This window comes from Streptomyces sp. NPDC019531 (assembly GCF_044903305.1).
Lineage (GTDB): Bacteria > Actinomycetota > Actinomycetes > Streptomycetales > Streptomycetaceae > Streptomyces.
This window is the reverse complement of record NZ_JBJDQL010000021.1, coordinates 24,029-46,259: the sequence shown is the minus strand read 5'-3', so window position 1 is coordinate 46,259 and position 22,231 is coordinate 24,029. Positions and strand designations below refer to the sequence as shown.

The 22,231-nt window shown below is 68.8% G+C and carries 19 protein-coding genes; 6 read left to right on the top strand and 13 right to left on the bottom strand.

The features are described from left to right. Positions 1–81: 81 nt before the first annotated feature. Both ACI2L1_RS23705 and ACI2L1_RS23700 read right to left on the bottom strand, forming a co-directional pair. On the bottom strand, positions 82–690 hold the full coding sequence (locus ACI2L1_RS23705; protein WP_404741345.1) for a DUF1349 domain-containing protein: 609 nt from the start codon (positions 688–690) through the stop codon (positions 82–84). 139 nt (positions 691–829) lie between these two features. Next, positions 830–2,359, bottom strand: coding sequence for an aldehyde dehydrogenase (NADP(+)) (locus ACI2L1_RS23700; protein ID WP_404741344.1), 1,530 nt, complete (start codon positions 2,357–2,359; stop codon positions 830–832). A gap of 121 nt (positions 2,360–2,480) precedes the next feature. Here ACI2L1_RS23700 and ACI2L1_RS23695 point away from each other — a divergent pair, with 121 nt between their 5' ends. The 3 genes from ACI2L1_RS23695 (at position 2,481) to ACI2L1_RS23685 (ending at position 5,546) form a co-directional block, all read left to right on the top strand. Then, complete coding sequence (locus tag ACI2L1_RS23695) at positions 2,481–3,254, top strand: IclR family transcriptional regulator (RefSeq protein ID WP_030612680.1); 774 nt, start codon at positions 2,481–2,483, stop codon at positions 3,252–3,254. Between the two features lie 289 nt (positions 3,255–3,543). Next, positions 3,544–4,014, top strand: coding sequence for a GNAT family N-acetyltransferase (locus ACI2L1_RS23690; protein WP_404741343.1), 471 nt, complete (start codon positions 3,544–3,546; stop codon positions 4,012–4,014). 80 nt (positions 4,015–4,094) lie between these two features. Then, positions 4,095–5,546 (top strand): peptidoglycan D,D-transpeptidase FtsI family protein, encoded by a 1,452-nt coding sequence (locus ACI2L1_RS23685; RefSeq protein WP_404741342.1) that lies wholly within the window; start codon positions 4,095–4,097, stop codon positions 5,544–5,546. Between the two features lie 13 nt (positions 5,547–5,559). Here the strand turns inward: ACI2L1_RS23685 and ACI2L1_RS23680 are convergent, their stop codons facing one another. Further along, complete coding sequence (locus tag ACI2L1_RS23680; RefSeq protein WP_404741341.1) at positions 5,560–6,963, bottom strand: NCS2 family permease; 1,404 nt, start codon at positions 6,961–6,963, stop codon at positions 5,560–5,562. 236 nt (positions 6,964–7,199) lie between these two features. On the opposite strand from ACI2L1_RS23680, the gene ACI2L1_RS23675 reads away from it, so the two are divergent. The 3 genes from ACI2L1_RS23675 (at position 7,200) to ACI2L1_RS23665 (ending at position 10,381) form a co-directional block, all read left to right on the top strand. After that, a complete protein-coding gene (locus ACI2L1_RS23675) occupies positions 7,200–7,766 on the top strand; it encodes a SigE family RNA polymerase sigma factor (RefSeq protein ID WP_404741340.1) in 567 nt (188 codons plus the stop codon). Then, on the top strand, positions 7,763–8,614 hold the full coding sequence (locus ACI2L1_RS23670) for a hypothetical protein (RefSeq protein ID WP_404741339.1): 852 nt from the start codon (positions 7,763–7,765) through the stop codon (positions 8,612–8,614). The genes ACI2L1_RS23675 and ACI2L1_RS23670 overlap by 4 nt, the downstream gene beginning before the upstream one ends. An 84-nt stretch (positions 8,615–8,698) precedes the next feature. Further along, complete coding sequence (locus ACI2L1_RS23665) at positions 8,699–10,381, top strand: rhamnogalacturonan lyase B N-terminal domain-containing protein (protein ID WP_404741338.1); 1,683 nt, start codon at positions 8,699–8,701, stop codon at positions 10,379–10,381. Between the two features lie 99 nt (positions 10,382–10,480). Here ACI2L1_RS23665 and ACI2L1_RS23660 read toward each other — a convergent pair whose 3' ends face one another. From ACI2L1_RS23660 to ACI2L1_RS23615, 10 genes are all read right to left on the bottom strand, one after another. Then, a complete protein-coding gene (locus tag ACI2L1_RS23660; RefSeq protein ID WP_404741337.1) occupies positions 10,481–11,635 on the bottom strand; it encodes a right-handed parallel beta-helix repeat-containing protein in 1,155 nt (384 codons plus the stop codon). A 227-nt stretch (positions 11,636–11,862) separates the two neighbouring features. Further along, positions 11,863–12,660: an HAD family acid phosphatase gene (locus tag ACI2L1_RS23655; RefSeq protein WP_404741336.1), complete on the bottom strand. Its 798-nt coding sequence runs from the start codon at positions 12,658–12,660 to the stop codon at positions 11,863–11,865. A gap of 88 nt (positions 12,661–12,748) precedes the next feature. Continuing rightward, a complete protein-coding gene (locus tag ACI2L1_RS23650; protein ID WP_404741335.1) occupies positions 12,749–13,861 on the bottom strand; it encodes a chondroitinase-B domain-containing protein in 1,113 nt (370 codons plus the stop codon). A gap of 54 nt (positions 13,862–13,915) precedes the next feature. Beyond that, the gene (locus ACI2L1_RS23645) at positions 13,916–15,073 is read right to left on the bottom strand and encodes a dienelactone hydrolase family protein (protein WP_404741334.1); all 1,158 of its coding nucleotides are present in this window, start codon (positions 15,071–15,073) and stop codon (positions 13,916–13,918) included. Continuing rightward, positions 15,060–16,220, bottom strand: a complete 1,161-nt coding sequence (locus ACI2L1_RS23640; protein ID WP_404741333.1) for a polysaccharide lyase family 1 protein — start codon at positions 16,218–16,220, stop codon at positions 15,060–15,062. Before ACI2L1_RS23640 ends, ACI2L1_RS23645 begins: the two co-directional genes overlap by 14 nt. Before the next feature lie 91 nt (positions 16,221–16,311). Continuing rightward, a complete protein-coding gene (locus ACI2L1_RS23635; RefSeq protein ID WP_404741332.1) occupies positions 16,312–17,337 on the bottom strand; it encodes a pectinesterase family protein in 1,026 nt (341 codons plus the stop codon). Beyond that, a complete protein-coding gene (locus tag ACI2L1_RS23630) occupies positions 17,337–18,473 on the bottom strand; it encodes a pectinesterase family protein (RefSeq protein ID WP_404741331.1) in 1,137 nt (378 codons plus the stop codon). Before ACI2L1_RS23630 ends, ACI2L1_RS23635 begins: the two co-directional genes overlap by 1 nt. A gap of 113 nt (positions 18,474–18,586) precedes the next feature. After that, positions 18,587–19,876, bottom strand: coding sequence for a polysaccharide lyase family 1 protein (locus ACI2L1_RS23625; protein WP_404741330.1), 1,290 nt, complete (start codon positions 19,874–19,876; stop codon positions 18,587–18,589). Positions 19,877–19,948: 72 nt separating this feature from the next. Beyond that, positions 19,949–20,749, bottom strand: coding sequence for a rhamnogalacturonan acetylesterase (locus ACI2L1_RS23620; protein ID WP_404741329.1), 801 nt, complete (start codon positions 20,747–20,749; stop codon positions 19,949–19,951). A gap of 96 nt (positions 20,750–20,845) precedes the next feature. After that, entirely contained in the window at positions 20,846–22,189 is a 1,344-nt protein-coding gene (locus ACI2L1_RS23615) for an ABC transporter substrate-binding protein (protein ID WP_404741328.1), read from the bottom strand. Between the last annotated feature and the right edge of the window lie 42 nt (positions 22,190–22,231).

Sequence of the window (22,231 nt, the reverse complement as noted above, 5' to 3'; positions counted from 1 at the left end):
CCCTCCGCTCAGTGGGTGAACATTCAAGCAGCGGGTTCCATTCCCGGGGCCGACCGCGGGCCGGGGTACCGACGGACGGGCTCAGCTTCCGTCTCGCAGGTCGTCCGGCCAGGTCGGTCTGAACTCGATGTGGTCGTAGGTCACCACGCAGCCCTCGCCCATCGGGGACTGGGTCATGAAGCCGATCAGGGCCGCGCCGGTCTCCTTCTCGTCGCCGAGGGTGAAGAGGCGGACGAAGGTCCAGTGCTTGCCGTCGCGGGAGGCGTGGAAGGCGAAGGCGCGGCCGGTGCGGCTGATCCGGAGCCAGACCGAACTGCCGTCCACCGTGAAGGAGTTGCAGTCGTCGGAGTGGCCCCGGGTGACTACCGTGCAGACGGTCGCTACGGTCGGGGAGTTCTCCAGGCACAGTTTGGCCCAGGCCCGTTCGCCGACATGGACGTACAACACCCCTGCGTCGAAGGACGCGTTGAAGCCGACGGTGACGCGGGCTATCAGCTGGAAGTCGCCCTCGGGGGCTCCGAGGAGGCGTGGGGCGTCGGAGGCGGGGTCCACGGCCTCGCCGGTGGGCGGTACGAAACGGTCCTGCCGGGGGCCGGCCCATCCGGAGAGGAATCCGTCCTCGTAGGCCCAGTGTCCGTCCGGGCCGTAGGTACGGAGAGGGAACGGAAGTTCGGGAAGTTCGACATCCATCCTGAGAGTTTTCCAGTTCCCTCTCCGCGGGTGACCCCGGGGTGCCTACGACCTGTCCGGCGGATCATGCCGGCGTCGCGGAGCCTGGGCATGCCCAACCGCGCGGTTTCTTACAGCCGGCCTGATCCGCCGACAGGCCTTAGCGCTCCAGGTGGTTGTTGAAGCGGCGGGGCAGGCCCTGGGGGTTGTCGTCCCGCAGCTCCGGCGGCAGCAGGGCCTCCGGCGCGTTCTGGTAGGCCACCGGCCGCAGCCAGCGCTCGATCGCCGTACCGCCGACCGAGGTCGACGTGGACGTCGTCGCCGGGTACGGGCCGCCGTGCTGCTGGGCCGGGGCCACCGCCACGCCCGTCGGCCAGCCGTTCACCAGGACACGGCCGGCGAGCGGGGTGAGCTCCGCCAGGATCTCGGCGCCACGCCCCTCGCCCGCGGCCTCCCGCGTCGACAGGTGGACCGTCGCGGTGAGGTTGCCCGGGAGCCGGGACAGCACGGACCGCGCCTGGTCGTCGTCCTCGTAGCGGGCCACCACGGTCACCGGGCCGAAGCACTCCTCCAGGAGCAGGTCGTACGCCCCCTCGGTGGTCAGCTTCTCCGCCGCCACCGTGAGGAAGCCGGCGCTCACCGTGTGCTCGCCGCCCGCTCCGGGCGTCACCGGCGAGTCGACCTCGGGGAGCTTCGCGCGCTCGGCGACCCCGGCGACGAAGTTGTCCCGCATGCGGTGGTCGAGGAGGACGCCCGCGTCGGTGTCGCTGACGGCATCGGTCAGGGACTTCACCAGGCCGTCGCCCGCCGCGCCGGAGGGCACAAGGACCAGGCCCGGCTTCACGCAGAACTGGCCGACGCCGAGGGTCATGGAACCCGCGAGCCCGGCACCGATGGCCTCCGCTCGCTCGGCGGCCGCCTCCTCGGTGATCACGACGGGGTTCAGCGAGCCCAGCTCGCCGTGGAACGGGATCGGCACCGGCCGCGCGGCCGCCGCGTCGAACAGGGCGCGGCCGCCCTTCACCGAGCCGGTGAACCCGGCCGCGGCGACCAGCGGGTGCTTGATCAGCTCGATGCCCGCCTCGAAGCCGTGCAGCAGGCCGACCACACCGGCGGGGATGCCGTGCTCGGAGGCGGCCCGCCGCAGCACCGCCGCGACCAGCTCGGACAGCGCCGGGTGGTCCGGGTGAGCCTTGACGACGACGGGGTTGCCGGCCGCGAGGGCGCTCGCGGTGTCGCCGCCGGCGACCGAGAAGGCGAAGGGGAAGTTCGAGGCCGAATAGACGGCCACGACACCCAGCGGCACCTTGTAGCGGCGCAGGTCCGGGATCGGCGGGGTCGCGGTGTCGTCGGGGTGGTTGATCACCACGCCGAGGAAGTCGCCCTCGTCGACGATGTCCGCGAAGGCCCGCAGCTGGTAGCTGGTGCGGGCGAGCTCTCCGGTCAGCCGGACCGGGCCGAGCGCGGTCTCCGCGTCGGCGGCCTCGACGAGCTGGTCCTTGGCGGCCTGAAGCCGGTCGGCGGCGGTCCGCAGGAAGGCCGCACGGACGGTGCGGTCGGCGAGGGAGGCGCGCGCGTCGTGCGCGGCGCGGACGGCGGCGTCCACTTCCTGGGCTGTGGCCTCCACCGCAACCTGTTCGCGCTGCTTCCCGGTTCGGGGGTCGACACTCCAGACTGGTGCTGCTGCCACCGCGGGTCCCTCCACATGTATCTGGGTCAGCCACCAGGACCGTTCGATATACTGAACGCCGTCCCTGATGGTGAATATGCTGTTGGAGACTATTTCTCGTCCAACGAAGGGGTCAAGGGCGATGTCGGCAGGCGAGACGGGCGGCGGAGCACAGGTCAAGTCCGCGGTACGGACGGTTGAACTGCTCGAATACTTCGCCGGGCGCCCCGGCATGCACTCCCTCGCGGCGGTCCAGGAGGCCGTCGGATACCCGAAGTCCAGCCTCTACATGCTGCTGCGCACGCTGGTGGAGCTGGGCTGGGTGGAGACGGACGCGACGGGAACGCGGTACGGCATCGGGGTGCGGGCGCTGCTCGTCGGCACCTCCTACATCGACGGCGACGAGGTGGTCGCGGCGGCCCGGCCGACCCTGGACCGGCTCTCCGACGACACCACCGAGACCATCCACCTCGCGCGTCTGGACGGCACGAACGTCGTCTACCTCGCCACCCGCCAGTCCCAGCACTACCTGCGGCCCTTCACCAGGGTCGGCCGCCGCCTCCCCGCCCACTCCACGTCCCTCGGCAAGGCGCTGCTGAGCACCTACTCCGACGAGCAGGTCCGCAAGATGCTGCCGGAGACCCTGCCTGCGCTCACCGAACACACGATCACCGACCGCGAGAAGCTCATCGAGGAGCTGCACCAGATCCGCGAGCAGGGCTTCTCCGTGGACCGCGAGGAGAACACCCTGGGCCTGCGCTGCTTCGGCGTGGCGATCCCCTACCGCACGCCCGCGCGGGACGCGATCAGTTGCTCGGTGCCGGTGGCGCGGCTGACCCCGGCCCACGAACAGATGGTGAAGGACGCGCTGTTCGACGCGCGGGACCGGCTGACCCTGGCCACCCGCAGGCTCTGAGACCTGGGGCCCCTCGGACCCGTCCGGCGAACCCTGTCGGCGTCGCGGGGCCCCGCGCACACTCCCCGGGAAGGGCACACCTCAGCCGCATCGCCGCCGGTCGCCGACTCCTGCCAGGCCCCGGCGTGCCGGACCGCTGAGCCACCGTTGCTCGCGGACGGCCCGATCCGGCGACCAGGCCCTGGGGTCTGTCCGGCGGATCAGGCCGGCGTCAGGCAACGGCGCCTCGGCAACCCAGGTGCCCCCGCGACGACGCATGATCCGCCGGACAGGCCCTACGCTCTGACGCATGCAGATCGCGCTCCGAGAGGTCCACGACAGCGATCTGCCGGTCTTCTTCCGGCAGATGAACGATCCAGAGTCCCTGCGCATGGCGGCCTTCACCCCGAAGGATCCGGCCGACCGGGACGCCTTCGACGCCCACTGGAAACGGATCCGGGCCACGGACGACGTGCAGCGCACGATCCTGGTGGACGGGGACGTGGTGGGCAGCGCGGCGGTGTACGGCGAGCCCGGCGAGCGCGAGGTGACGTACTGGATCGACCGCGCCTACTGGGGGCGGGGTATCGCCACGGCGGCACTGCGCGAGCTCGTCGCCCAGGTGCCCGAGCGTCCCCTGTACGCCCGCGCGGCCGCCGACAACGCGGGTTCCCTGCGCGTCCTGGAGAAGTGCGGGTTCCGGGTGACCGCCCGGGCCTCCGGGTACGCCAACGCGCGCGGCGCGGAGATCGCCGAGGTCGTGCTCACCCTGGACGCCTGACACCGTCGTAGATGAGCGTCCCATGAGAAAAGCGGACTCATGGGAACGATTCGATCCGCCCTGATCGTCTTCCGAGTGGGATGAACAAGACGATCAGGCGCGCATCGGTCTTCGCGCTGCTCCTGGTGTTCGCTCTGCTGATCCGGGCGACCTGGGTGCAGTTCTACGAGGGCCAGGCACTCGCGGACGACAACGACAACCGACGGAACGCGATCGAGACGTACTCCTCGCCGCTCGGGAACATCATCGTGGCCGGAAAGGCGGTCACGGGGTCCGAGAAGACGACGGACAGCGACCTCGCGTACAAGCGGACGTACACGAACGGCAAGCTGTACGCGGCGGTGACGGGCTATGCCTCGCAGGCCTACGCCCCGACGCAGCTGGAGGGCATCTACGCCGACCTCCTCAACGGCACGGACAGTCGGCTGAAGACCGTGATGGACACGGTCACCAACCAGCGGGCGGAGCCCGGTGATGTGATCACGACGATCGATCCGGCCGTGCAGAAGGCGGCGTACGACGCCCTCGGCGACAAGAAGGGCGCGGCCGTCGCGATCGACCCGACGACCGGCAAGATCCTGGCGGTCGTGTCGACACCGTCGTACGAGCCGTCCTCGCTGACCGACGCCAACACCGCGGGCAGTGCCTGGAAGCAGCTCACCGCGGACTCCGACAAGCCGCTGACCAACCGCGCGCTGCGGCAGCCGCTGCCGCCGGGCTCGACCTTCAAGCTGGTGGTGGCGGCCGCCGCGCTGGAGGACGGCCTGTACTCCTCGGTGGACGACAAGACCGACAGCCCGGACCCGTACACCCTGCCGGGCACGGTGACGAAGCTGGGCAACGAGAGCGCCTCGGCGCCCTGCGAGAACGCCTCGATCCGGGTCGCGCTGGAGTACTCCTGCAACACCGTCTTCGCGAAGATGGCCGTGGACCTCGGCCAGGACAAGGTCAAGGCGATGGCCGAGAAGTTCGGCTTCAACGACGACCAGCAGGACGTGCCGGTGCGGGCGTACACCAGCGTCTACCCCTCCGACATGAACAAGTCCTCCACGGCCCTGACCGGCATCGGCCAGTACGACGTCACCGCCACCCCGCTCCAGATGGCCATGGTCTCCGCGGCCATAGCCAACGGCGGCAAGCTGGTCTCGCCGCACATGGTCTCCACGATCACCGACAGCGGCGGCGATGTCCTGAAGAACTACGACGACGAGGCGAGCACCCAGCAGATCGTCAGCTCCGAGACCGCGGAGCAACTCCAGTCGGCGATGCAGTCGGTGATCCAGGACGGCACCGGCACCAACGCGCAGATCGACGGCGTCACGGTGGGCGGCAAGACGGGCACGGCCCAGCACGGCGAGAACAACAGCAAGACGCCGTACGCGTGGTTCACGTCCTACGGAAAGACCGACGGCAAGGAAGTCGCCGTGGCGGTGATGGTGGAGCAGTCCGACGCGGCCCGCTCGGAGGTGAGCGGCAACGGGTTGGCCGCCCCCGTGGCCAAGGCCATGATGGAGGCGGCCCTCAAGAACTGACGGTTCCCGGTGGTTACTTGACGCCGAGGATCTGCTCGATCGGGTCGATCGCGAAGTAGATCAGGAACAACGCCGACGTCCCCCACAGCAGCCAGTGGATCTCCTTCGCCTTGCCGAGCACGACCTTGATCACGACGTAGGCCAGGAAACCGGCCCCGATGCCGTTCGTGATCGAGTAGGTGAACGGCATCACGGCGATGGTCAGGAACGCCGGGATCGCGATGTCGTACTTGTCCCAGTCGATGTGCTTGACCTGGGTCATCATCAGGAAGCCGACGGCGACCAGGGCGGGCGCGGCGGCCTGGAGCGGAACGATCGTGAGCAGCGGGGTCAGGAACAGTGCCAGGCCGAACAGTCCACCGGTGATCAGGTTCGAGAAGCCGGTGCGCGAGCCCTCACCGACACCCGCCGCCGACTCGATGTACGACGTCGCCGAGGAAGCCGACGCGGCACCACCGGCGACCGCCGCCGCTCCGTCGATCAGCAGCACCCGCCCGAGGTTGGGCACCTTCCCCTCCTCGTCGAGCAGCCCGGCCTCCGCGCTGATGCCGACGACCGTGCCCATGGTGTCGAAGAAGTCGGACAGGATCAGCGTGAAGATCAGCAGGACGACGGTGATCACACCGACGCCCGGCGCGCTGAAGGAACCGAACAGGCTGAAGTGACCGATCAGCCCGAAGTCAGGGGTGTCGACGACCTTGTCGGGCCACGCCGGTGTCGTCAGGCCCCAGGACTTGATGTCGGCGATGGAGTTGATGACCATCGCGAGGATCGTCATGGTCACGATGCTGATGAGGATCGCGCCCTTGACCTTGCGGGCGAGCAGCCCGATCGTCAGCAGGACCCCGAGGCAGAACACGAGGATCGGCCAGCCGGTGAGCGCACCGGTACCGCCCAGCTGCACCGGCACGGTGGTGTTCGCGGCGTCCGGGATACGGCTCACGAACCCGGCGTCGACGAAGCCGATGAACGCGATGAACAGCCCGATCCCGACGCTGATCGCCTGCTTGAGCGGTTGCGGGATGGCGTGCATGACGGCCTCCCGCAGACCGGTCATCACCAGTACGCAGATCAGCAGGCCTTCGAGGACCACCAGGCCCATCGCGTCGTCCCAGCTCATCAGCGGGGCGATCTGGAAGGCCACGACGGCGTTCAGCCCGAGTCCGGCGGCGAGAGCCAGCGGCAGGTTCCCGCCCACGCCCATGACGATGGTCATCACCGCGGCCACCAGAGCCGTCGCGGTGGTCAACTGCACGGCATCCAACTGGTGTCCGAACTTGTCCTTGGCGCTGCCCAGGATGATCGGATTCAGGACAAGGATGTAGGCCATCGTGAAGAAGGTGGCGAAGCCGCCGCGTATCTCCCGGGCGAAGCTGGACCCCCGCTCGGAGATCCTGAAGTACTGGTCGACGGACATGGTCGTTGCTCCTTGTGGCCTGAATGATCGGTGTGCGGATGCTGGCTGGATTGTTCCTGTGTTGAACGCGCTTCAGGTTTTCTCCGTGTTACGGATTCGGGGGTCGCCCCGTCACACATCGTTCGAAGACCCGTACGAGAACACGTAATCGATCACTGCTACGCTTCCGGATCTCCGCCCGGTCACCCCCGGACGATCACATGTCATTCACATGACGCACAAGGGAGAGGGAGCCCGTGGGCACAGTCGTCGACGACGCCGCCTCCGTGGAGTTCCATGCCTTCTTCGAGCGCCACTACGCCGAACTGTCCCGCCTCGCCCATCTGTTGACCGGCGAGCCGGACGCCGCCGACGACCTGGCCGCGGACGCGCTGCTGGCGCTGTGGCACCGCTGGGACCGGGTGCGCGCCGCCGACCATCCGGCGGCGTACGCGCGCGGGGTGGTCGCCAACCTGGCCCGTACCCGTATCCGCAGCGCGGTCCGTGAGCGCCGGCGCGTAGCCCTGTTCTGGTCCCAACGCGAGGAGAAGGTCGAGAACCCGGACGTGGCGGGCGTGGTCGACGTCCGGGAAGCTCTGCGCAGGCTGCCGTTCCGCAAACGGGCGTGTGTCGTGCTGCGGCACGCGTTCGATCTCTCGGAGAAGGACACCGCGCTGGCCCTGGGTGTGTCTGTCGGTACGGTTAAGAGCCAGACCTCGAAGGGGATGGCCGAGCTGCAACGACTGCTCGGCACTCAGAACACTCCGCTGAGGGTGCACGCCGCGATGGCGCGCACCGGTGACGCCGGAGGAAGGGACCGATGACCATGCAGCGGGACGTGCACGGCGAACTGCGCGCCCGGCTGCAGGACGCGGCCGAGGCGCACGAGCCGAACCGCGAGCGGATCCTGGCCCGGGTCCAGCGTGGCATGAGTGAGCAGACCCGTCCCGACCACCGGGCGACCCGGCCGCCGGTCTACGGCTGGGTGCGGGTGGTGAGCGCGACGGCCGCGGTCGCCTGTGTGCTGGGCCTCGGAGGCTACGCGGTGGCCTCCGCGGTGAAGGACGAGACGCCCGCGCAGACGTCGGTCGCCTCCACGGGGACGCCCACTCCGTCGCCCGACGCGACGAGCCGCGCCCCCGCCCCGCCGGCCGAACCGACCCCGAGCCCCACCCCCACGCGGAAGACCGAGAAGCCCAGCAGCACGCCCTCGCGCACACCGAGCCCCTCCACCGAGGTGCAGGCCTCCGGCACCGAGGACGGCCCGCTGTGGTCGGACGGTTCGGTCGACCCGCACAGCAACGAGTTCTGGGCCCAGAGCGATCTGACCTTCAAGACCTCCGAGCAACTGACCTCGCTCACCGTCGAGTTGAAGATCGCGCAGACCGGCGGCGTCACCAGCGCGGGCGCCTGGCGTTCGCTGCCCGAGGACGACTTCACGCTGACGGTCACCGAGAAGGACGGCTTCCTCGTCTACACCTGGGTGCTCAAGGAGGGCCGTACGGTCGCGGCGGGCGAATGGGTGTTCGCCGGGCAGTACAACCACGAGCGCGGCGGCCGGGACGCCAAGGACGACAGCTATACGGCGACGGCGACCACGAAGTCCGACGAGCTCACCGTGAAGGGCGGCTTCGCCGCGCAGGGCGACGACGCCGACGCAGGCGATTCGTAAAGACTCCGTCAGCGCGGCAACCCTTTCCTCATCAGCGCCAACTTACTGGGTGCACGATCCCCCCTGATGACGGAGCACTCCCCCTTGAGCACGCACAAGAGACCCCTCACCCGCCGCCGGGTGCTCAGCGCCTCCGCCCTCGGCGTGGCCGCCACCGGTGCCGCCGTCGCGGCAGGCACCGGTCTTCTCTCGACCGCCTCGGCAGCGACCTTCGGCTACTCGGACGACGGCAAGAACTACGTCGTCAACACCGGAGGCTCCCTGATCTTCAAGGTCTCCAAGTCGACCGGCGACCTCACCTCCCTGGTCTACAAGGGCACGGAGTACCAGGGGTACGGCGGCAAGAACTCGCACGTCGAGTCGGGGCTCGGGGCCTCCACGGTCACCGTCGAGCAGTCCGGGTCGGTCATCCTGATCAAGGTCGTGCACGGCGCGATCACCCAGTGGTACGCGGCCCGCAGCGGCCAGAACAACGTCTACCTCTGGACGGACAAGAAGGACGCCTCCTTCACCGCGACCCGCTACATCGTCCGCCTCAAGCCCGGAATGTTCCCCAACACGGGCTCGGACAGCTGGATCGAGACCTCGGACGAGATCATCGAGGCCGGTGACGTGTGGAAGCGCGCGGACGGCACGACCCGCTCCAAGCACTACTCGGGCAAGCGGACGATCGACTACGACCATGTCGGCTTCACCACCGGCTCGGTCGGCCTCTGGCTGGTGCGCTCCAACCACGAGAAGGCCTCCGGCGGCCCCTTCTACCGCTCGCTGCTGCGACACTCGAACGACAAGGGCGCGGGACTCTACGAGATCCTGCACTACAACGAGGCCCAGACCGAGGCGGAACGTTTCGGCCTACAAGGCCCGTACGTCCTCTCCTTCACCGACGGCGGCGCTCCGTCGTCCTCGCTCTCCCACGGCAGCCTCGACACGGGCTGGGTGGACGGCCTCGGCATCACCGGCTGGGTCGGCGCGTCCGGCCGCGGCAAGGTGGCGGGCGTCGGCCTGAAGGGCATGGACGCCAAGTACCCGTACACCGTGGGCTTCGCCAACGCGGACGCGCAGTACTGGGCGAAGGCCGCGGCGGGCACGGGCGCGTTCTCCTGCAAGGGGATGCTGCCGGGGACGTACACCCTGACCGTCCACAAGGGCGAACTCGCCGTGCACACCGCCTCGGTGAAGGTGACCGCTCGCGGTGCGACGACGCTGCACTCCTTGAGCATCACCGGTGACCCGTCCACCGCGAAGACCGTCTGGCGGCTGGGCGACTGGGACGGCACGCCCGGCGAGTTCAAGAACGCCGAGCTGATGACGTACGCGCACCCCTCCGACGGCCGCGCGGCCAAGTGGACCGGCAACGTCACGATCGGCAGCGGCAGCGAGGCGGCGTCCTTCCCGGCGTACATGTGGAAGGACGTCAACGACGGCATCCTGATCTACTTCAAGCTGACGGCGGCGCAGGCGGCGGCCGCGCACACGCTGCGGGTCGGGGTCACGGACGCCTTCGCCAACGGCCGTCCCCGGGTGACGGTGAACGACTGGGTTTCGGCCATCCCCACGGCCCCCACGCAACCCGACACGCGCTCCCTCACCACGGGTTCGTACCGGGGGAACAACCATTCGTTCACCTTCAACGTCCCTAGTAGTGCCTGGATGACCGACACGTCCCAGTACAACGTCCTGAAGCTCAACATCGTGAGCGGCTCGGGCGGCAGTGCCTACCTCAGCGCGGGCACGTCGTTCGACTGCGTGGACCTGCTGGCCTGAGCCCCCCTCGGCCAGCAGTTGCCGGTCAGAGCCCCCCTCGGCCGGCACGAGGAACGCCCCGCCTGTGACGACAGGCGGGGCGTTTCGTCGCTTCTCCGCTCAGTTCATCGTCGTGCCGATGGTGGTCGAGCCGGTGGTCAGGAAGGTCGTCGCGGGCAGCGAACCGTCCGACGTGCGCGCGCCGTACGCCGTGGTCGCGTCCACGGACTTGAAGGCCGGCGTGGCGACACCGCTGTCCCAGTTGTTCGCCGCGGACACGGTGGACGAACCCAGCTTGGACAGACCGCCCTTGTTGCTCACCGCCAGGTTCCGGGCCAGCCGGGCCTTGCCCGTGGCGAAGTAGAAACCGGCCTCGGCGTTGGAGTACGCCGTGTTGCGGTTCAGCGCGATCGCCCCGGTGTTGGAGTTCTCGGTGAACCCGTTCAGCGTGTTGTCCCAGGCCGCGTTGTTGTTGACGACATGCGCCACCGTGACGCCCCCGCCGCCCAGCTTGAACCCGTTGCCGTTGCCCTCGAACGCGCTGTCCCCCCACCGGTTCTTGCCGTTGCCGAAGGCCCAGCTGTGCTCGATGGTGACCGGCGAGGAGAACTGCCAGAGGTCGATCCCGTCATCCGAGTTGTTGTACAGACGTGCGCCCGTGATCCTGTTGCCGGTCCCGGAGCCGAACTTCACGGCGATCCCGTCGGCGTTCTGCCCGTGCCCGGCCGGGTCGTAGTTGCCGTAACTGTCCAGGTTCTGCACGAGGTTGCCGCTGGTGCCGTCGCCGCGCAGGGTGAACCCGGAGTCCCCGTTGTTCGCGGTGACGAGGTTCTTGAAGACACCGCCGACCGACGAGGTGGCGACGAAGCCCTGGGCCGGGGAGTTCTGGAAGGTGAGGTTCTGGACGGTCCAGTAGTCGCCGTAGATCCCGGCCAGCCAGGACCCGGCGGGCAGCTTGGACCCGTCGATCTTGACCTTCTCGCTGCCGTACGCCTGGAGCGTGATCCGCGCCGAACTCGTGCCGTCGGCCGTGGACTTGAGGGTGGCGGACGGGGTGTACGTACCGGCGCGGACCTGGATGGTCGTACCGGCGGTCGCGGCCGCCACCGCCGACTCCAGCTGAGCGGTGCTGGTGACGGTGACCGTCGAGGCCGCGGCTTCGGCGCCGCCGCCCGAGAGGCCGAGGTGGACGCCGGCCGCGCCCGCGGCGACGGCGACCGCCGCGGCGATGGAGAGCGTACGGGTCCTGCGGTGGCGTCCGGTGCTGTGACGCACGGGGCGTTCCTTTCCTTGGTGACGGGGACGCCCTGCAGTCGCCGCCGGGGCCGCATCAGGTTGCCGCGCCTCAACGAAAACAGCCGGAACTTTCGCTGCTTCTCATCGCCCACTCATCGATTGACGTGCTGTTTCCCACTCGTAACACTCCGGATGCGAGGAACCCCAGGGCTGAAGCCCTGGGGTTCCTCGCAGGACAAAATGCTGAACGGTAACCAGGTGCTGAACTAGCTGACGAAGTACGTCGGGTTGGGCAGCTTGTACGTCTTGTCGGCGTAGCCGCCGTCGAGATCCGAGTACTGGTCGCCGAAGTTGGCGATGATCTCGTACCCGAGGTCCTTCTCGATGTGCCCCCGGGTACCGGACTTGTACTGCACGGTGGTGCAGGTCCAGGTGCCCGCGGTCGCGCAACCGCTCAGGTACGACGGCGGGTTGGCGGTGTTCTTGAGGAACATGTGGTCGGCGTCGAGGTTCACATCGGCGCCGATCTTCTTCAGGTTCTCGACCGCGGCGGAGCGCTGGGCCTCGCTCAGACCGGAGTTGTAGAAGACCTCGACGCCCTTGGACTCGGCGTACTGCACGAGCTCGGGGCTGCCGAAGACGGCCGGGCGGTCGGCCTTGTTGACATAGGCCGCCCAAGTGGCCGAGTTGTACGTGTAGTTGTAGCGCTTCTCGTAGTCGAGGCTGAGCAGCAGCGTGTCGTCGATGTCGAAGACGACCGCGGGCTTCTCGCCCTTGTGGTGGGACTTGCGGGCGGCCTGGTCGATGTACTTCCTCGCGGCCTTGTCGAGGGAGGCCAGGTCCTTGGCGTAGGGGCTGGTGGCGGACGCCTGGTAGACACCGTTCGCGTCGGCCGTGGTGCCGTAGTAGGTGTCGATGTCCTTGACCAGGAGCCCGATGTTGTAGGGCTCGTGCGTGGAGTTCGCCGTGGACTGGCCGGCGGTGGCCGCCCCGGCGCCGTAGAGGGCACCGGCGGCGACGGCACACGCCGCGGTGACGGCTGCGATACGCAATGGCTTATGCATGACAGACGTTCTACGCGCGTCACCATGTCGGGCGCGAGACCCGCCCGGTAAAAAGCGGGTCAAGCGCCCCGGCATGGGGGCAGGCGGGTCAGTTCATGGTCGCGCCGATGGTGGTGCTGCCCGTCGTCAGGAACGTGGTGGCGGGCAGGGTGCCGCTGGAGCTGCGGGCGTTGTACGTCGTCGAGGCGTCCGTCGACTTGAAGGCGGGGGTGCTGATCCCGCTGTCCCAGTTGTTGCCGGCCGAGGTGACCGACGAGCCCTTGCTCACCGAGCCGCTGCCGTTGCTCACCGCGAGGTTCTTGCCGAGCTTGGCGGAGCTGGTGGCGAAGTAGTAGCCCCACTTGCTGTTGGCGTAGGCGGTGGTGCGATTGATGACGATCGCGCCGGTGTTGGAGTTCTCGGTGAAGCCGTTGCCGGCGTTGCCCCAGGCGGCGGAGTTGTTGACGACGTGTGCGACGACCTCGCCGTCGCCGCCCAGCTTGTAGCCGTTGCCGTCGCCCGCGAAGGCCGAGTCGGACCAGCGGTTGACGCCGTTGCCCATCGACCAGGTGTGCTCGATGGTGACCGGCGAGGAGAACGACCAGAAGTCGATCCCGTCGTCCGAGTTGTTGTAGAGGCGGGCCCCGGTGATCAGGTTGCCGGTGCCGGAGCCGAACTTCACGGCGACACCGTCGGCGTTCTCGCCGTGGTTCACGGCGTCGTAGTTGCCGTAACTGTCGATGTTCTTCACGGTGTTGTTCACGGTGCCGTCGCCGGTGAGCGTGAAGCCGGAGTCACCGCCGTTGATGGTCTTGATGTTGTTCCAGACCGTGCCGGTGCAGGACTGGCAGACGACCGCGCTGTCCGGGGAGTTCTGGAAGGTCATGTTGGAGACGTTCCAGTAGTCGACGGTCAGCTTGAAGATCCAGTCGCCGTCGGGCAGCGAGGACCCGTCGATCTTCACGGTCTCCGAGCCGTACGCGGTGAGCGTGATCGGCGCGGAGGAGGTGCCGTTGGCCGTGGACTGGAGGGTGGCCGTCGGGTAGTAGGTGCCGCCGCGGACCTGGATGACGGTGCCGGCGGTGGCGTTCTTGATGGCGTTGGACAGGTCGGTGGAGTTGCTGACGACCACCGTCGCGGCCTGGGCCTGGGTGGGGAGTACGGCGAGACCTGAGCCGAGGGCGAGAGCTGCCGTGGCGATGAGGGCGGTACGACGAGACATGGAGTGCGGGTCCCTTCGTGTGCGGGTGGGGGGATGTTCCACAGGACGGATGGTTCACAGGACGGTGTCGAGCCAGCTGAAGACCTCGTCCTGCATCCGGTCGACGAAGACATGGCCGAGGTCGGGCCAGGTCTTCAGGTGCAACCGCTCCTCGACGTGACGGGAGTGCCAGACGGCGCGCAGCTTGTCGTACGCGACCTGTACGCCGTCGGCGGGGAACAGCGGGTCGAGCCCGCCGTTGAAGAAGAGCATCGGCCTGGGTGCGGCGATGCTCGCCACGTCGGGGAAGTCGAGGAACCGGGGAAGCCCGGGGTGGAGCATGTAGTACGACGACTGCCCGCGCAGGGTGTTGTTGCCGGGCACCATCATTTCCTTGACGCCGGTCATCCAGCAGACGGACGCCGTGGCCGCGACGCGGTCGGTCAACGCGGCGGTCTGCCAGGCACGGTAGGCGCCCATGGAGAACCCGACGGCCACGACCCGGCGGGCGTCCACCCGGTCGAGACCGGCGAGGAAGTCGGCGGCACGGGCGTCCTCGCGGGCCATGAGCCCGGCGAGCGAGGAGCCCAGGTTGTAGAAGTTGCTTGCCAGGGCCTGCTGTTGGTCGTAGGCGATCGGCCCGCGGTCGCCCCAGCCGAGCGCGTCCGCGCACAGGACGACATAGCCACGCCGGGCGAGCTCGTCGCCGACGAACCGGCCGCTGAAGTACTTGTCGGCCCATGCCTGCGCGGAGGCGAGCCGGGTGTCGTCGTACCAGGGCCGGACCAGCTTCTCCTTGCCGATGTCGAACTTCGCCCCATGGTCGTGGAGCAGCAGCACGGCGGGGAACGGTCCGGGCCCCTGCGGGGTCAGCAGGGCGGCCCGGACGCGCTCGTGGCGGGTGAGGGAGAGGGTGACCAACTCCCGTGTGTAGCCGTTGACTTGGGGACCTGCGAGGAATTCGGCGCCGTACGGTGTGCCGTTCTCGCGGTCGACGAGGAGGTGTTCCTCGACCTTGGCGCGGGCCGTGCGCCGCCAGGTCCTGAAGTCGCGGACCGGTGAAGTCCCCCAGGCCAGGGGGAAGTTCAGCCGGTTCTTGAGCGCCGGGTAGAAGTCGGGCAGCGGGCCGTCCACGACCCCGGCCTCCGCGGGGCTCACCGCTCCCCCGGCGAGCACGGCCGCTCCGGCGCCCACCACGAATGCCCGCCGCCCGAAGGCGTCATGGCCGCTCATACTGCCTCCCGGTGCCGACGTGCGTCAGGACGTGGTGCTCGACCGCCGCGGCGGAGGTGAGCGGCCGGTAGTCATAGACGTCGGCCGGGTCCCAGCCCACGTCGTCGGTCAGTCCGAGTCCGGCGGCCACCGTGTTCAGGCGGGCCGGGCGGCCGTTGGTCCAGGAGCCGGTGTCGTGGAAGTGCTCGCCTCCGTAGACGGCGAGGCTCGCCTCGTACCGGAACACGTTGCGCTCGGAGTAGAGGGCCGACTCGACGCCGACGCCCAGGGCGTAGAGGGGAGCGCGGCCCCGGGACACGTACACGTTGTTGACGACGTGCACCTGTCCGAAGCGGACACGGGGTCCGCGCTGCACGATGTCGGTGAAGAGGTTGCGCAGGAAGGTCACCTTGAGGTGCCCGCGGTCGCGGTCGCCGCGTCCGTCGCCCGACCCGATGAGCAGCGCCTTGTCGTGGCCGGTGAACCGGCTGTCGGAGACGGTGACGAAGTCGGAGCCGTCCTCGATGTCCAGGAGCCCGTCGTGCCGTTGGACGTGCTCGGCGTGGAAGCCGACGGGGGCCTCGCGGTCCGGGAAACGGCCGTCGGTGAAGGTGCAGTGGTCGACCCAGATGTTCTTGCCGGTGATGACGGTCATGGCGTCGAAGCGGGCGTTCCAGTTGCCCTGGGTGCCGTCGTCGGGCGACCAGCTGGTGAAGTGGTCGACGGGGGCTTCGAGTCGAAGGTTCCGTACGACGATGTTGGTGCCCGTGTTGACCGTCAGGAAGACGCCGAGGAGCCGGGCGTCCCCGCCGACGCCGACGAGTGTCGTGTTGCTCGGCACGGTCAGCTGGATCTGCGCCTTCTCCTTGTTGGAGCCGGTCTGGCGGAGCTGTCGCTGCTGCCTGCAGTAGTCGTGGCGGGTGTCGGACCAGGTGGTGCCGTCCTCGCCGAAGCAGGACATGTACTTGGCCAGGTCGTATCCGGGCGCGTAGTCCTGCTCGCCGAGCAGTGAACCGTCGTCCGACTCATGGCCGTTGATGTCGCCGACGACGCGGATCACCTTGGGTGCGGTGGGGTCGCCGGCGCCCGCGAGGGCTTCCTTGAGCTCGGCGCGGGTGTGCACGGTCCAGGTGGTGCCGCCCGCCCCGCCGGTGGTTCCTGTGCCCATGGAGGCCCAGCCCACAGGACCTCGATCCGTTATGGAGGCCTGCGGCGCGGCCCCGAGCAGACACGCGCCGGCGAGGAGGGCGGCGGCCGCCCTACGCACGGGGCCGCCAGTCGCCGAGGTAGGTGCGCTTGGTGTGCAACTTGGCTTCCGCCGAGGTGAGTTGAGGCCGGTTCTCCGGCACCGGGACCACCGCGCCCGGACCGGAGTTGCCGTATTCCCTGAAGCGCATCGTCTGCCAGGGGTACTGCTCCCGCATGTCGGTGTACGGCGCCACCGGGTCGGTCCCCGGCCCGATCCAGGTGTCCCGGACGACGAGGGACGGCCAGGCGGTCGTCTCGTACGTCGGCACCCAGGGCCGTGCCAGCTTGTACGCCCCGTCCTCCGCGCCCGAGGTGATGCGGGAGCGGACGGCGAGGATGCCGTACGGGTTGGCGCGGGCGGTGGAGGGGGCGAAGACCATGCCCTTGGGGGTGAAGGTCACGTCCCGCTGGAGGGTGTGGAAGTGGCACTCCTCGAAGACGGCGGTGGCCCGGCCGAAGACGAAGTCGACGTCGCCCTCGATGTGGCAGCGGTGGAAGTACTGCCGGTCGAAGGAGGTGAGCGCGGTCGTCTCGACGAAGAGCGTGTCCTGGTGCGCCAGGAGGCGGACGTTCTCGAAGTGGGTGCGGTCGCCGTAGGTGTAGGCGGCGACCGCCTGGGTGCCGGTGATGTCGGGGTGGTCGGCGCGCAGCCAGTCGTTGGCGAGGGTGAGGTCGCGGACGGTCAGGCCGGGGGCCGCGGAGGTGAAGGTGGCGGAGCCCGCGGTGCCGTAGGTGCCCGAACCGTCGGGCTTCTGGGTGCCGTTGGCGTTGTCGTACACGATGACCACGTCACGGGGGTCGCTGGTAGCGCCGCGTACGGTCAACTCCGCCTTGTCGGCGGGGATGTCGACGACCTCGCGATAGGTCCCCGGGTGCACGACGATCGTCCAGCCGGGGCCGGTGACCGCGTCGACGGCGGCCTGGACGGAGTCGCCGGGGCGGACGTGGAGGACGCGGTGGCCTTTGGTCGCGGAGGCGGGGGACGCTCCGGCCACGGCGAGTCCGAAACCGGCCGCGAGAAGAGTTCGTCTGCGCATCAGCACGTCTCCTTCCAGGGATGCCAGTCGCCGAGGTAGTCCTCCCGGGTCGCCGACTCGGCCTGCTCGCGGGTGAGTTGGGGCCGGTTCTCGGGGACCGTGACCTTCGCGCCGGGGCCGGTGTTGCGGTACTCGGCGAAGCGCTGGCTCTGCCAGGGGAAGGCGTCCGACATGTTGGTGTAGGGGGCGACCGCGTCGATGCCGGAGCCGAGCCAGGTGTCGCGGACGGTGAGACTCGGCTTCGCCGTCGTGTCGGAGCTCGGCACCCACGGACGGGCCAACTTGTAGAAGGTGTCCGGGGCTTCGCTGCTGACGCGGCTTCTGCTGACCAGGTATCCGCGCGGGTTGGCGCCCGCCGTCGAGGGCGCGAACACGAAGCCGTAGGGCGCCGCCGCCAGGTCGGTCCGGTTCAGGGTGCGGAAGTGGCAGTTCTCGTAGACGGCGGTGGCCCGGCCGAAGACGAAGTCGACGTCGCCCTCGGCGTAGCAGTGCGCGAAGTACTGGCGGGCGAAGGAGGTCAGGGCGATCGAGTCGGCGTACAGGGTGTCCTGGTGGCCGAGGAAGCGGCAGTGGTGGAAGGCGGAGCGGTCGCCCTGGACCTTGATGGCCACGGCCTGGGTGCCGGTGATCTCGGGGTGGTCGGCGCGCAGCCAGTCGTTGGCGAAGGTGATCCAGCGGGCGGTGAAGCCGTCGGCCTGCACGGTGGTGGTGGCCGACCCGGTGGTGCCGTAGGTGCCGCCGCCGGGCTTGGCGGTGCCGGCCGCGTTGTCGTAGACGATCACGACGTCCGCGGGGTCCTCGGAGGCGCCGATCCAGGTGGCCTCGGTGCGGGTGACGTCGACGGCGACCGTCTCCCGGTAGGTGCCGGGCGCGAGGACGAGCGTCCAGCCGCTGCCGGTGGCGGCGGTGACGGCGTCCTTGACGGTGGTGTGGTCACCGCGGCCCCCCGGGTCGACGTAGAGGGTCTGCGGGGTGAGCCGGGCGGACGGTGATCCGAACCGCCCGAACGGACGCCTGCCGCCGGCCGGGGCGGCCTTCGCGGGGCTCGACGTGAGAGCGAGCGCGGCCGCGGCTCCGCCGCTCGTGATCAGGAACCCCCTTCTGGACAGGGGGAGTTGGGCGTGGTGCGAGGACATGCGGGTGCTCCTTGGCATGCGGCTCAGTGGTGGGGTGCCTCGCGTGGGGGGTGGTGGAAGGTGGCCGGGGCGGCCGCTGGATTCCGCCCCGGCCGGTCAGGGGGTGGGGCGGGTCAGCAGATTCGGCCGGCGCCCGCGCCGCGGTCGACGATCCCCGGCACCTTCTTCGCCGGGTCGATCTTCGTGCGCAGGGTGGGCGTCCAGCCCGCGCCGGACTCCAGGGTCTCGGCGGGAATCTCGGCGTTGTGGACCGCGATCAGGTCGGTGAGCGTGCCGTTGACGTAGTTGTCGTCGGCGGTGAGCGGGGAGACGTTCCACCGCTTGAGCACGTTGCCCGCGCTGACGCCGTCCGGCAGCGTGAACGCGTTGTGCTCGGCGACCAGTTGGGACTCCTTGCCGATGCCGAAGCTGTAGGCGAAGTCGTCGTTCGCCACGAAGTGGTTGTTGTAGGAGTCGACCTGTCCGAAGCGGACGCGGGGTGCGCGCTCGACGAGGTCGGAGAACTCGTTGTGGTGGAAGGTGACCTTGAGCTTGCCCCGGTCCCCCACCGCCGTGGACTCGCTGTCGCTGTTGCCGATCAGGATCGTCTTGTCGTGCTCGGTGAAGACGTTCCAGGAGGCGGTGACGTAGTTCGCGCCGCGGACGACGTCCAGCTCACCGTCGTGCTGCTGGTAGAGCATGCCGAAGTAGGTGGGGGCGGCACTGTCGGGGTGGGAGCCGTCGGTGAAGGTGTTGTGGTCCAGCCAGACATGGGTGGAGCCGTAGACGACCGCGGTGTCGTACTCGGAGTTCCAGTTGCCGGTGTCGCCGTCGGTCGGGTCCCACTGCGGGAAGCAGTCGATGGGGCTCTCGAAGGTGAGGTTGCGGACGATGACGTTGTCGACGGCCTTGATCTGGAAGCTGGCGCCCTTGAACCCGGCGTTCTCGCCGATGCCGATGATCGTGGTGTTGGCGGGGATGTTCGCCTTGATGGTCTGATCCTGGTTGGCGGCGGAGGCGCGGCGCAGTCCCTCGGGGCTGTCGTCGGGCTCGGCGCTCAGGTCGGTGTCGAGGCCCCAGGACTCGGGCGAGTACTTGGCCAGGTAGGCGTCGAAGTCGTAGCCGGGTGCGGCGAGGGAGTCGCAGCCCTCGGAGACGGCGTCGATGGTCCCCTTCACCTTGATGATCTTCGGTGCGCTGCCACCGGCCGCGAGGGCGGCCTTGAACCCGGCCCAGTCGGTGACGGTGTAGACGTGGTCGGCGTCGGCCGCCGCGCCTCCGGTGGTGCCGGTGCCGTAGGAGCCCCAGCCGTCGTTCGCGGCGAGGGCCTCACGGGCGACGTCGTGTCCCTCGGCCTGGGCGGTGGTGCCGGTGACCGCGAGAACGAGGGCGGTGCAGCCGGCCACGGCCAGACTCTTTGTCATGACATGCTCATGCCATATCCGTGTGTTCACTGTGCGGCTCTCTTTTCGGAAAAGTTCGAGGAACGGGAAGGGTCAGACGGTGGCCGGCGGCGGCCAGGTGATCCACGACTCCGGGATCTCGGCGTCGAGCCGGCACACCTCCCGGGGCGCCAGCACCCGCCGGTGCGCCAGCTCACCGGCGACGAGCCGGGCCACGGCGATCGCACCCGGCGGGTTGAAGTGCGTGTTGTCCTGCTCGGTGTCGGTCCAGTTGAAGTACGTCTTGGTCTCCTCGACCCCGAGCTTCTGCCACAGGGCGAGCGACAGCGCCTGGATGTCGAGCAGCGCCACGCCCTCTTCCTCGGCGAGCGCCCGCATCGCGGCGGGGTACTCCCCGTGGGTCGGCACGGCATTGCCGCTCGCATCGAACTTCCGCCGCTCGACGGGCGTGGCGAGCACCGGCCGGGCACCCTTGGCGCGGGCGCCGTCGATGTACAGCCGGAGATAGTCCTGGTACGTCGTCCAGGGCTCGGTGTAGCGGGTCGGATCGGCGGTCTTCTCGTCGTTGTGCGCGAACTGGATGAGAAGAAGGTCGCCGGGCTGGATGAGGGCGAGGATCGCGTCAAGCCGCCCCTCGTCGACGAAGCTCTTGGAACTCCGCCCGTTCACGGCGTGATTGGCGACAGGCCGGCCCTTGTGCAAAAAGAAGGGGAGCGCCATGCCCCACCCGGTCTCGGGGGCGGCGTCGGAATACTTCTGGGCGGCGGTGGAATCACCGGCGATGTAGAGGGTGCGTGTTCTTCGAGGAGCGGCTTGAGCAGTACCGGTCGCACTGAAGGCAACGGGCACGGCGGCAAGAGCCGCCACGGTGACTTGTCTACGGGTAAGAGGCATCTCCGGTGCACCTTTCTGTTTTCAGGGGCGCGGGGAACTGCGCGACCAGCCACGACGAGACCCGCAGCCGGCCGCACGGCGAAACCACCCACCCTCCTAGCCGTTCTGTTCCTTCCATTCGGCCTGGGCCTTGTTCAGCTGATCGGCCATGGTGTCCAGGAAGTCCTTCGCACTCATGTCCCCGAGCAGCACCTTCTGGAAGTTCGGCTCGTTGTCCGCCTTGGAAATGGTGTTCCAGTCGGGCAGGTAGTACGGCAGCTGAACAATGCTCGTGGACCCGTCGGTCAACGCGGCGGCGGCCAGCTTCGTGGGCTCCGCCTCCGCGATCCACGAGTCCTTGGCGGCGTCGTTGTTGGACGGCACCTGCCCCGCCGACTCGTTGAACTTCGAGTTCTCCGCGTGCGAGGTCGCGAACTCGATGAACTTCCACGCGGCGTCCTTGTTCTTCGAGCTCTTGAACACCCCGAGCCCGTCAACGGGGTTGGACACCTGGACCCGCTTGCCGTCCGCGCCGATCGGCTGCGGAATGCCCCGGAACTTGTCGGCCCCGAGCGCCTTCACATGGTCCTGGTACGACCCCAGGTTGTGGTTCAGCATCCCGATCGTGCCGGAGTCCCACTGCGCGACCATCTTGGTGAAGTCGTTGTTGAGGTCGGCCGCCGGAGTGTCCTTCTTGTACAGCGCCGCGTACTTCTCCAGCGCCGCCACGTTCTTCGGGTCGTTGAGGGTGGTCTTGTCGCCGTCCCAGAAGGAGGTGATCCCGCTCTGTCCGTACGCGGCGTCCAGGGCCTGGGCGATGGAACCGGCCCCACCGCGGATGGTGTAGCCGAACTCGTTCTTCTTGGAGTCGGTGAGCTTGGCCGCGGCCTCGTAGAACTTGTCCCAGGTCGTCGGCTCGTCGAGGCCGGCCTGCTTGAACAGGTCGGTCCGGTAGTAGAGCACACCGTTGTTGGCGGAGGTCGGGATCGAGTACAGGGTCCCGTCCCCGCCCCCGGCCGCCTTCAGCGAGTCGACCATGTTCTCGTTGAGCTTGCCGTTCAGGGAGGACCCCGCGAGCCGGTCGTCCAGCGGCTCCAGCGCCTGCTGCGCGGAGAACCCGGCGAGCATGGCCGCGCCGACCCCGCCGACGTCGGGCAGGCCGCCGCCCTGGATGGCGGTGTCGACCTTGGACTGGTACTCGGTGGACGCGATGCCGACGTACTCGACCTTGATGTCGGGATTGGCCTTCTGGAAGTCGGCGATGATCTCCTTCCAGACGTCGGTGCGCACACCGCCGTTGTTGTCCCAGAAGACGATCTTGCCCTTGCCACTGCCCTCGTCGCCCTTGTCACCACCGGCCCCGCTGCCGTCGTCACCGCAGGCGGTGGCGGTCAGCGCCAGGACGGACCCGAGGGCGACGGCTATGGCAACGCGCCTGCTTCTGCGGATGCTGATCTTCATTGGTCGGCTCTCTTCTTCTTCTGATTCCAGCGGAGAAATGAA

Bases quoted from the DNA above. Each gene is read 5' to 3' on its own strand.
- ACI2L1_RS23655 (WP_404741336.1), bottom strand. From the start codon at position 12,660: ATGCATAAGCCATTGCGTATCGCAGCCGTCACCGCGGCGTGTGCCGTC.
- ACI2L1_RS23645 (WP_404741334.1), bottom strand. From the start codon at position 15,073: ATGAGCGGCCATGACGCCTTCGGGCGGCGGGCATTCGTGGTGGGCGCC.
- ACI2L1_RS23620 (WP_404741329.1), bottom strand. From the start codon at position 20,749: ATGCCTCTTACCCGTAGACAAGTCACCGTGGCGGCTCTTGCCGCCGTG.
- ACI2L1_RS23640 (WP_404741333.1), bottom strand. From the start codon at position 16,220: ATGGGCACAGGAACCACCGGCGGGGCGGGCGGCACCACCTGGACCGTG.
- ACI2L1_RS23650 (WP_404741335.1), bottom strand. From the start codon at position 13,861: ATGTCTCGTCGTACCGCCCTCATCGCCACGGCAGCTCTCGCCCTCGGC.
- ACI2L1_RS23685 (WP_404741342.1), top strand. From the start codon at position 4,095: ATGAACAAGACGATCAGGCGCGCATCGGTCTTCGCGCTGCTCCTGGTG.
- ACI2L1_RS23680 (WP_404741341.1), bottom strand. From the start codon at position 6,963: ATGTCCGTCGACCAGTACTTCAGGATCTCCGAGCGGGGGTCCAGCTTC.
- ACI2L1_RS23695 (WP_030612680.1), top strand. From the start codon at position 2,481: ATGTCGGCAGGCGAGACGGGCGGCGGAGCACAGGTCAAGTCCGCGGTA.
- ACI2L1_RS23705 (WP_404741345.1), bottom strand. From the start codon at position 690: ATGGATGTCGAACTTCCCGAACTTCCGTTCCCTCTCCGTACCTACGGC.
- ACI2L1_RS23615 (WP_404741328.1), bottom strand. From the start codon at position 22,189: ATGAAGATCAGCATCCGCAGAAGCAGGCGCGTTGCCATAGCCGTCGCC.
- ACI2L1_RS23630 (WP_404741331.1), bottom strand. From the start codon at position 18,473: ATGTCCTCGCACCACGCCCAACTCCCCCTGTCCAGAAGGGGGTTCCTG.
- ACI2L1_RS23690 (WP_404741343.1), top strand. From the start codon at position 3,544: ATGCAGATCGCGCTCCGAGAGGTCCACGACAGCGATCTGCCGGTCTTC.
- ACI2L1_RS23625 (WP_404741330.1), bottom strand. From the start codon at position 19,876: ATGACAAAGAGTCTGGCCGTGGCCGGCTGCACCGCCCTCGTTCTCGCG.
- ACI2L1_RS23670 (WP_404741339.1), top strand. From the start codon at position 7,763: ATGACCATGCAGCGGGACGTGCACGGCGAACTGCGCGCCCGGCTGCAG.
- ACI2L1_RS23635 (WP_404741332.1), bottom strand. From the start codon at position 17,337: ATGCGCAGACGAACTCTTCTCGCGGCCGGTTTCGGACTCGCCGTGGCC.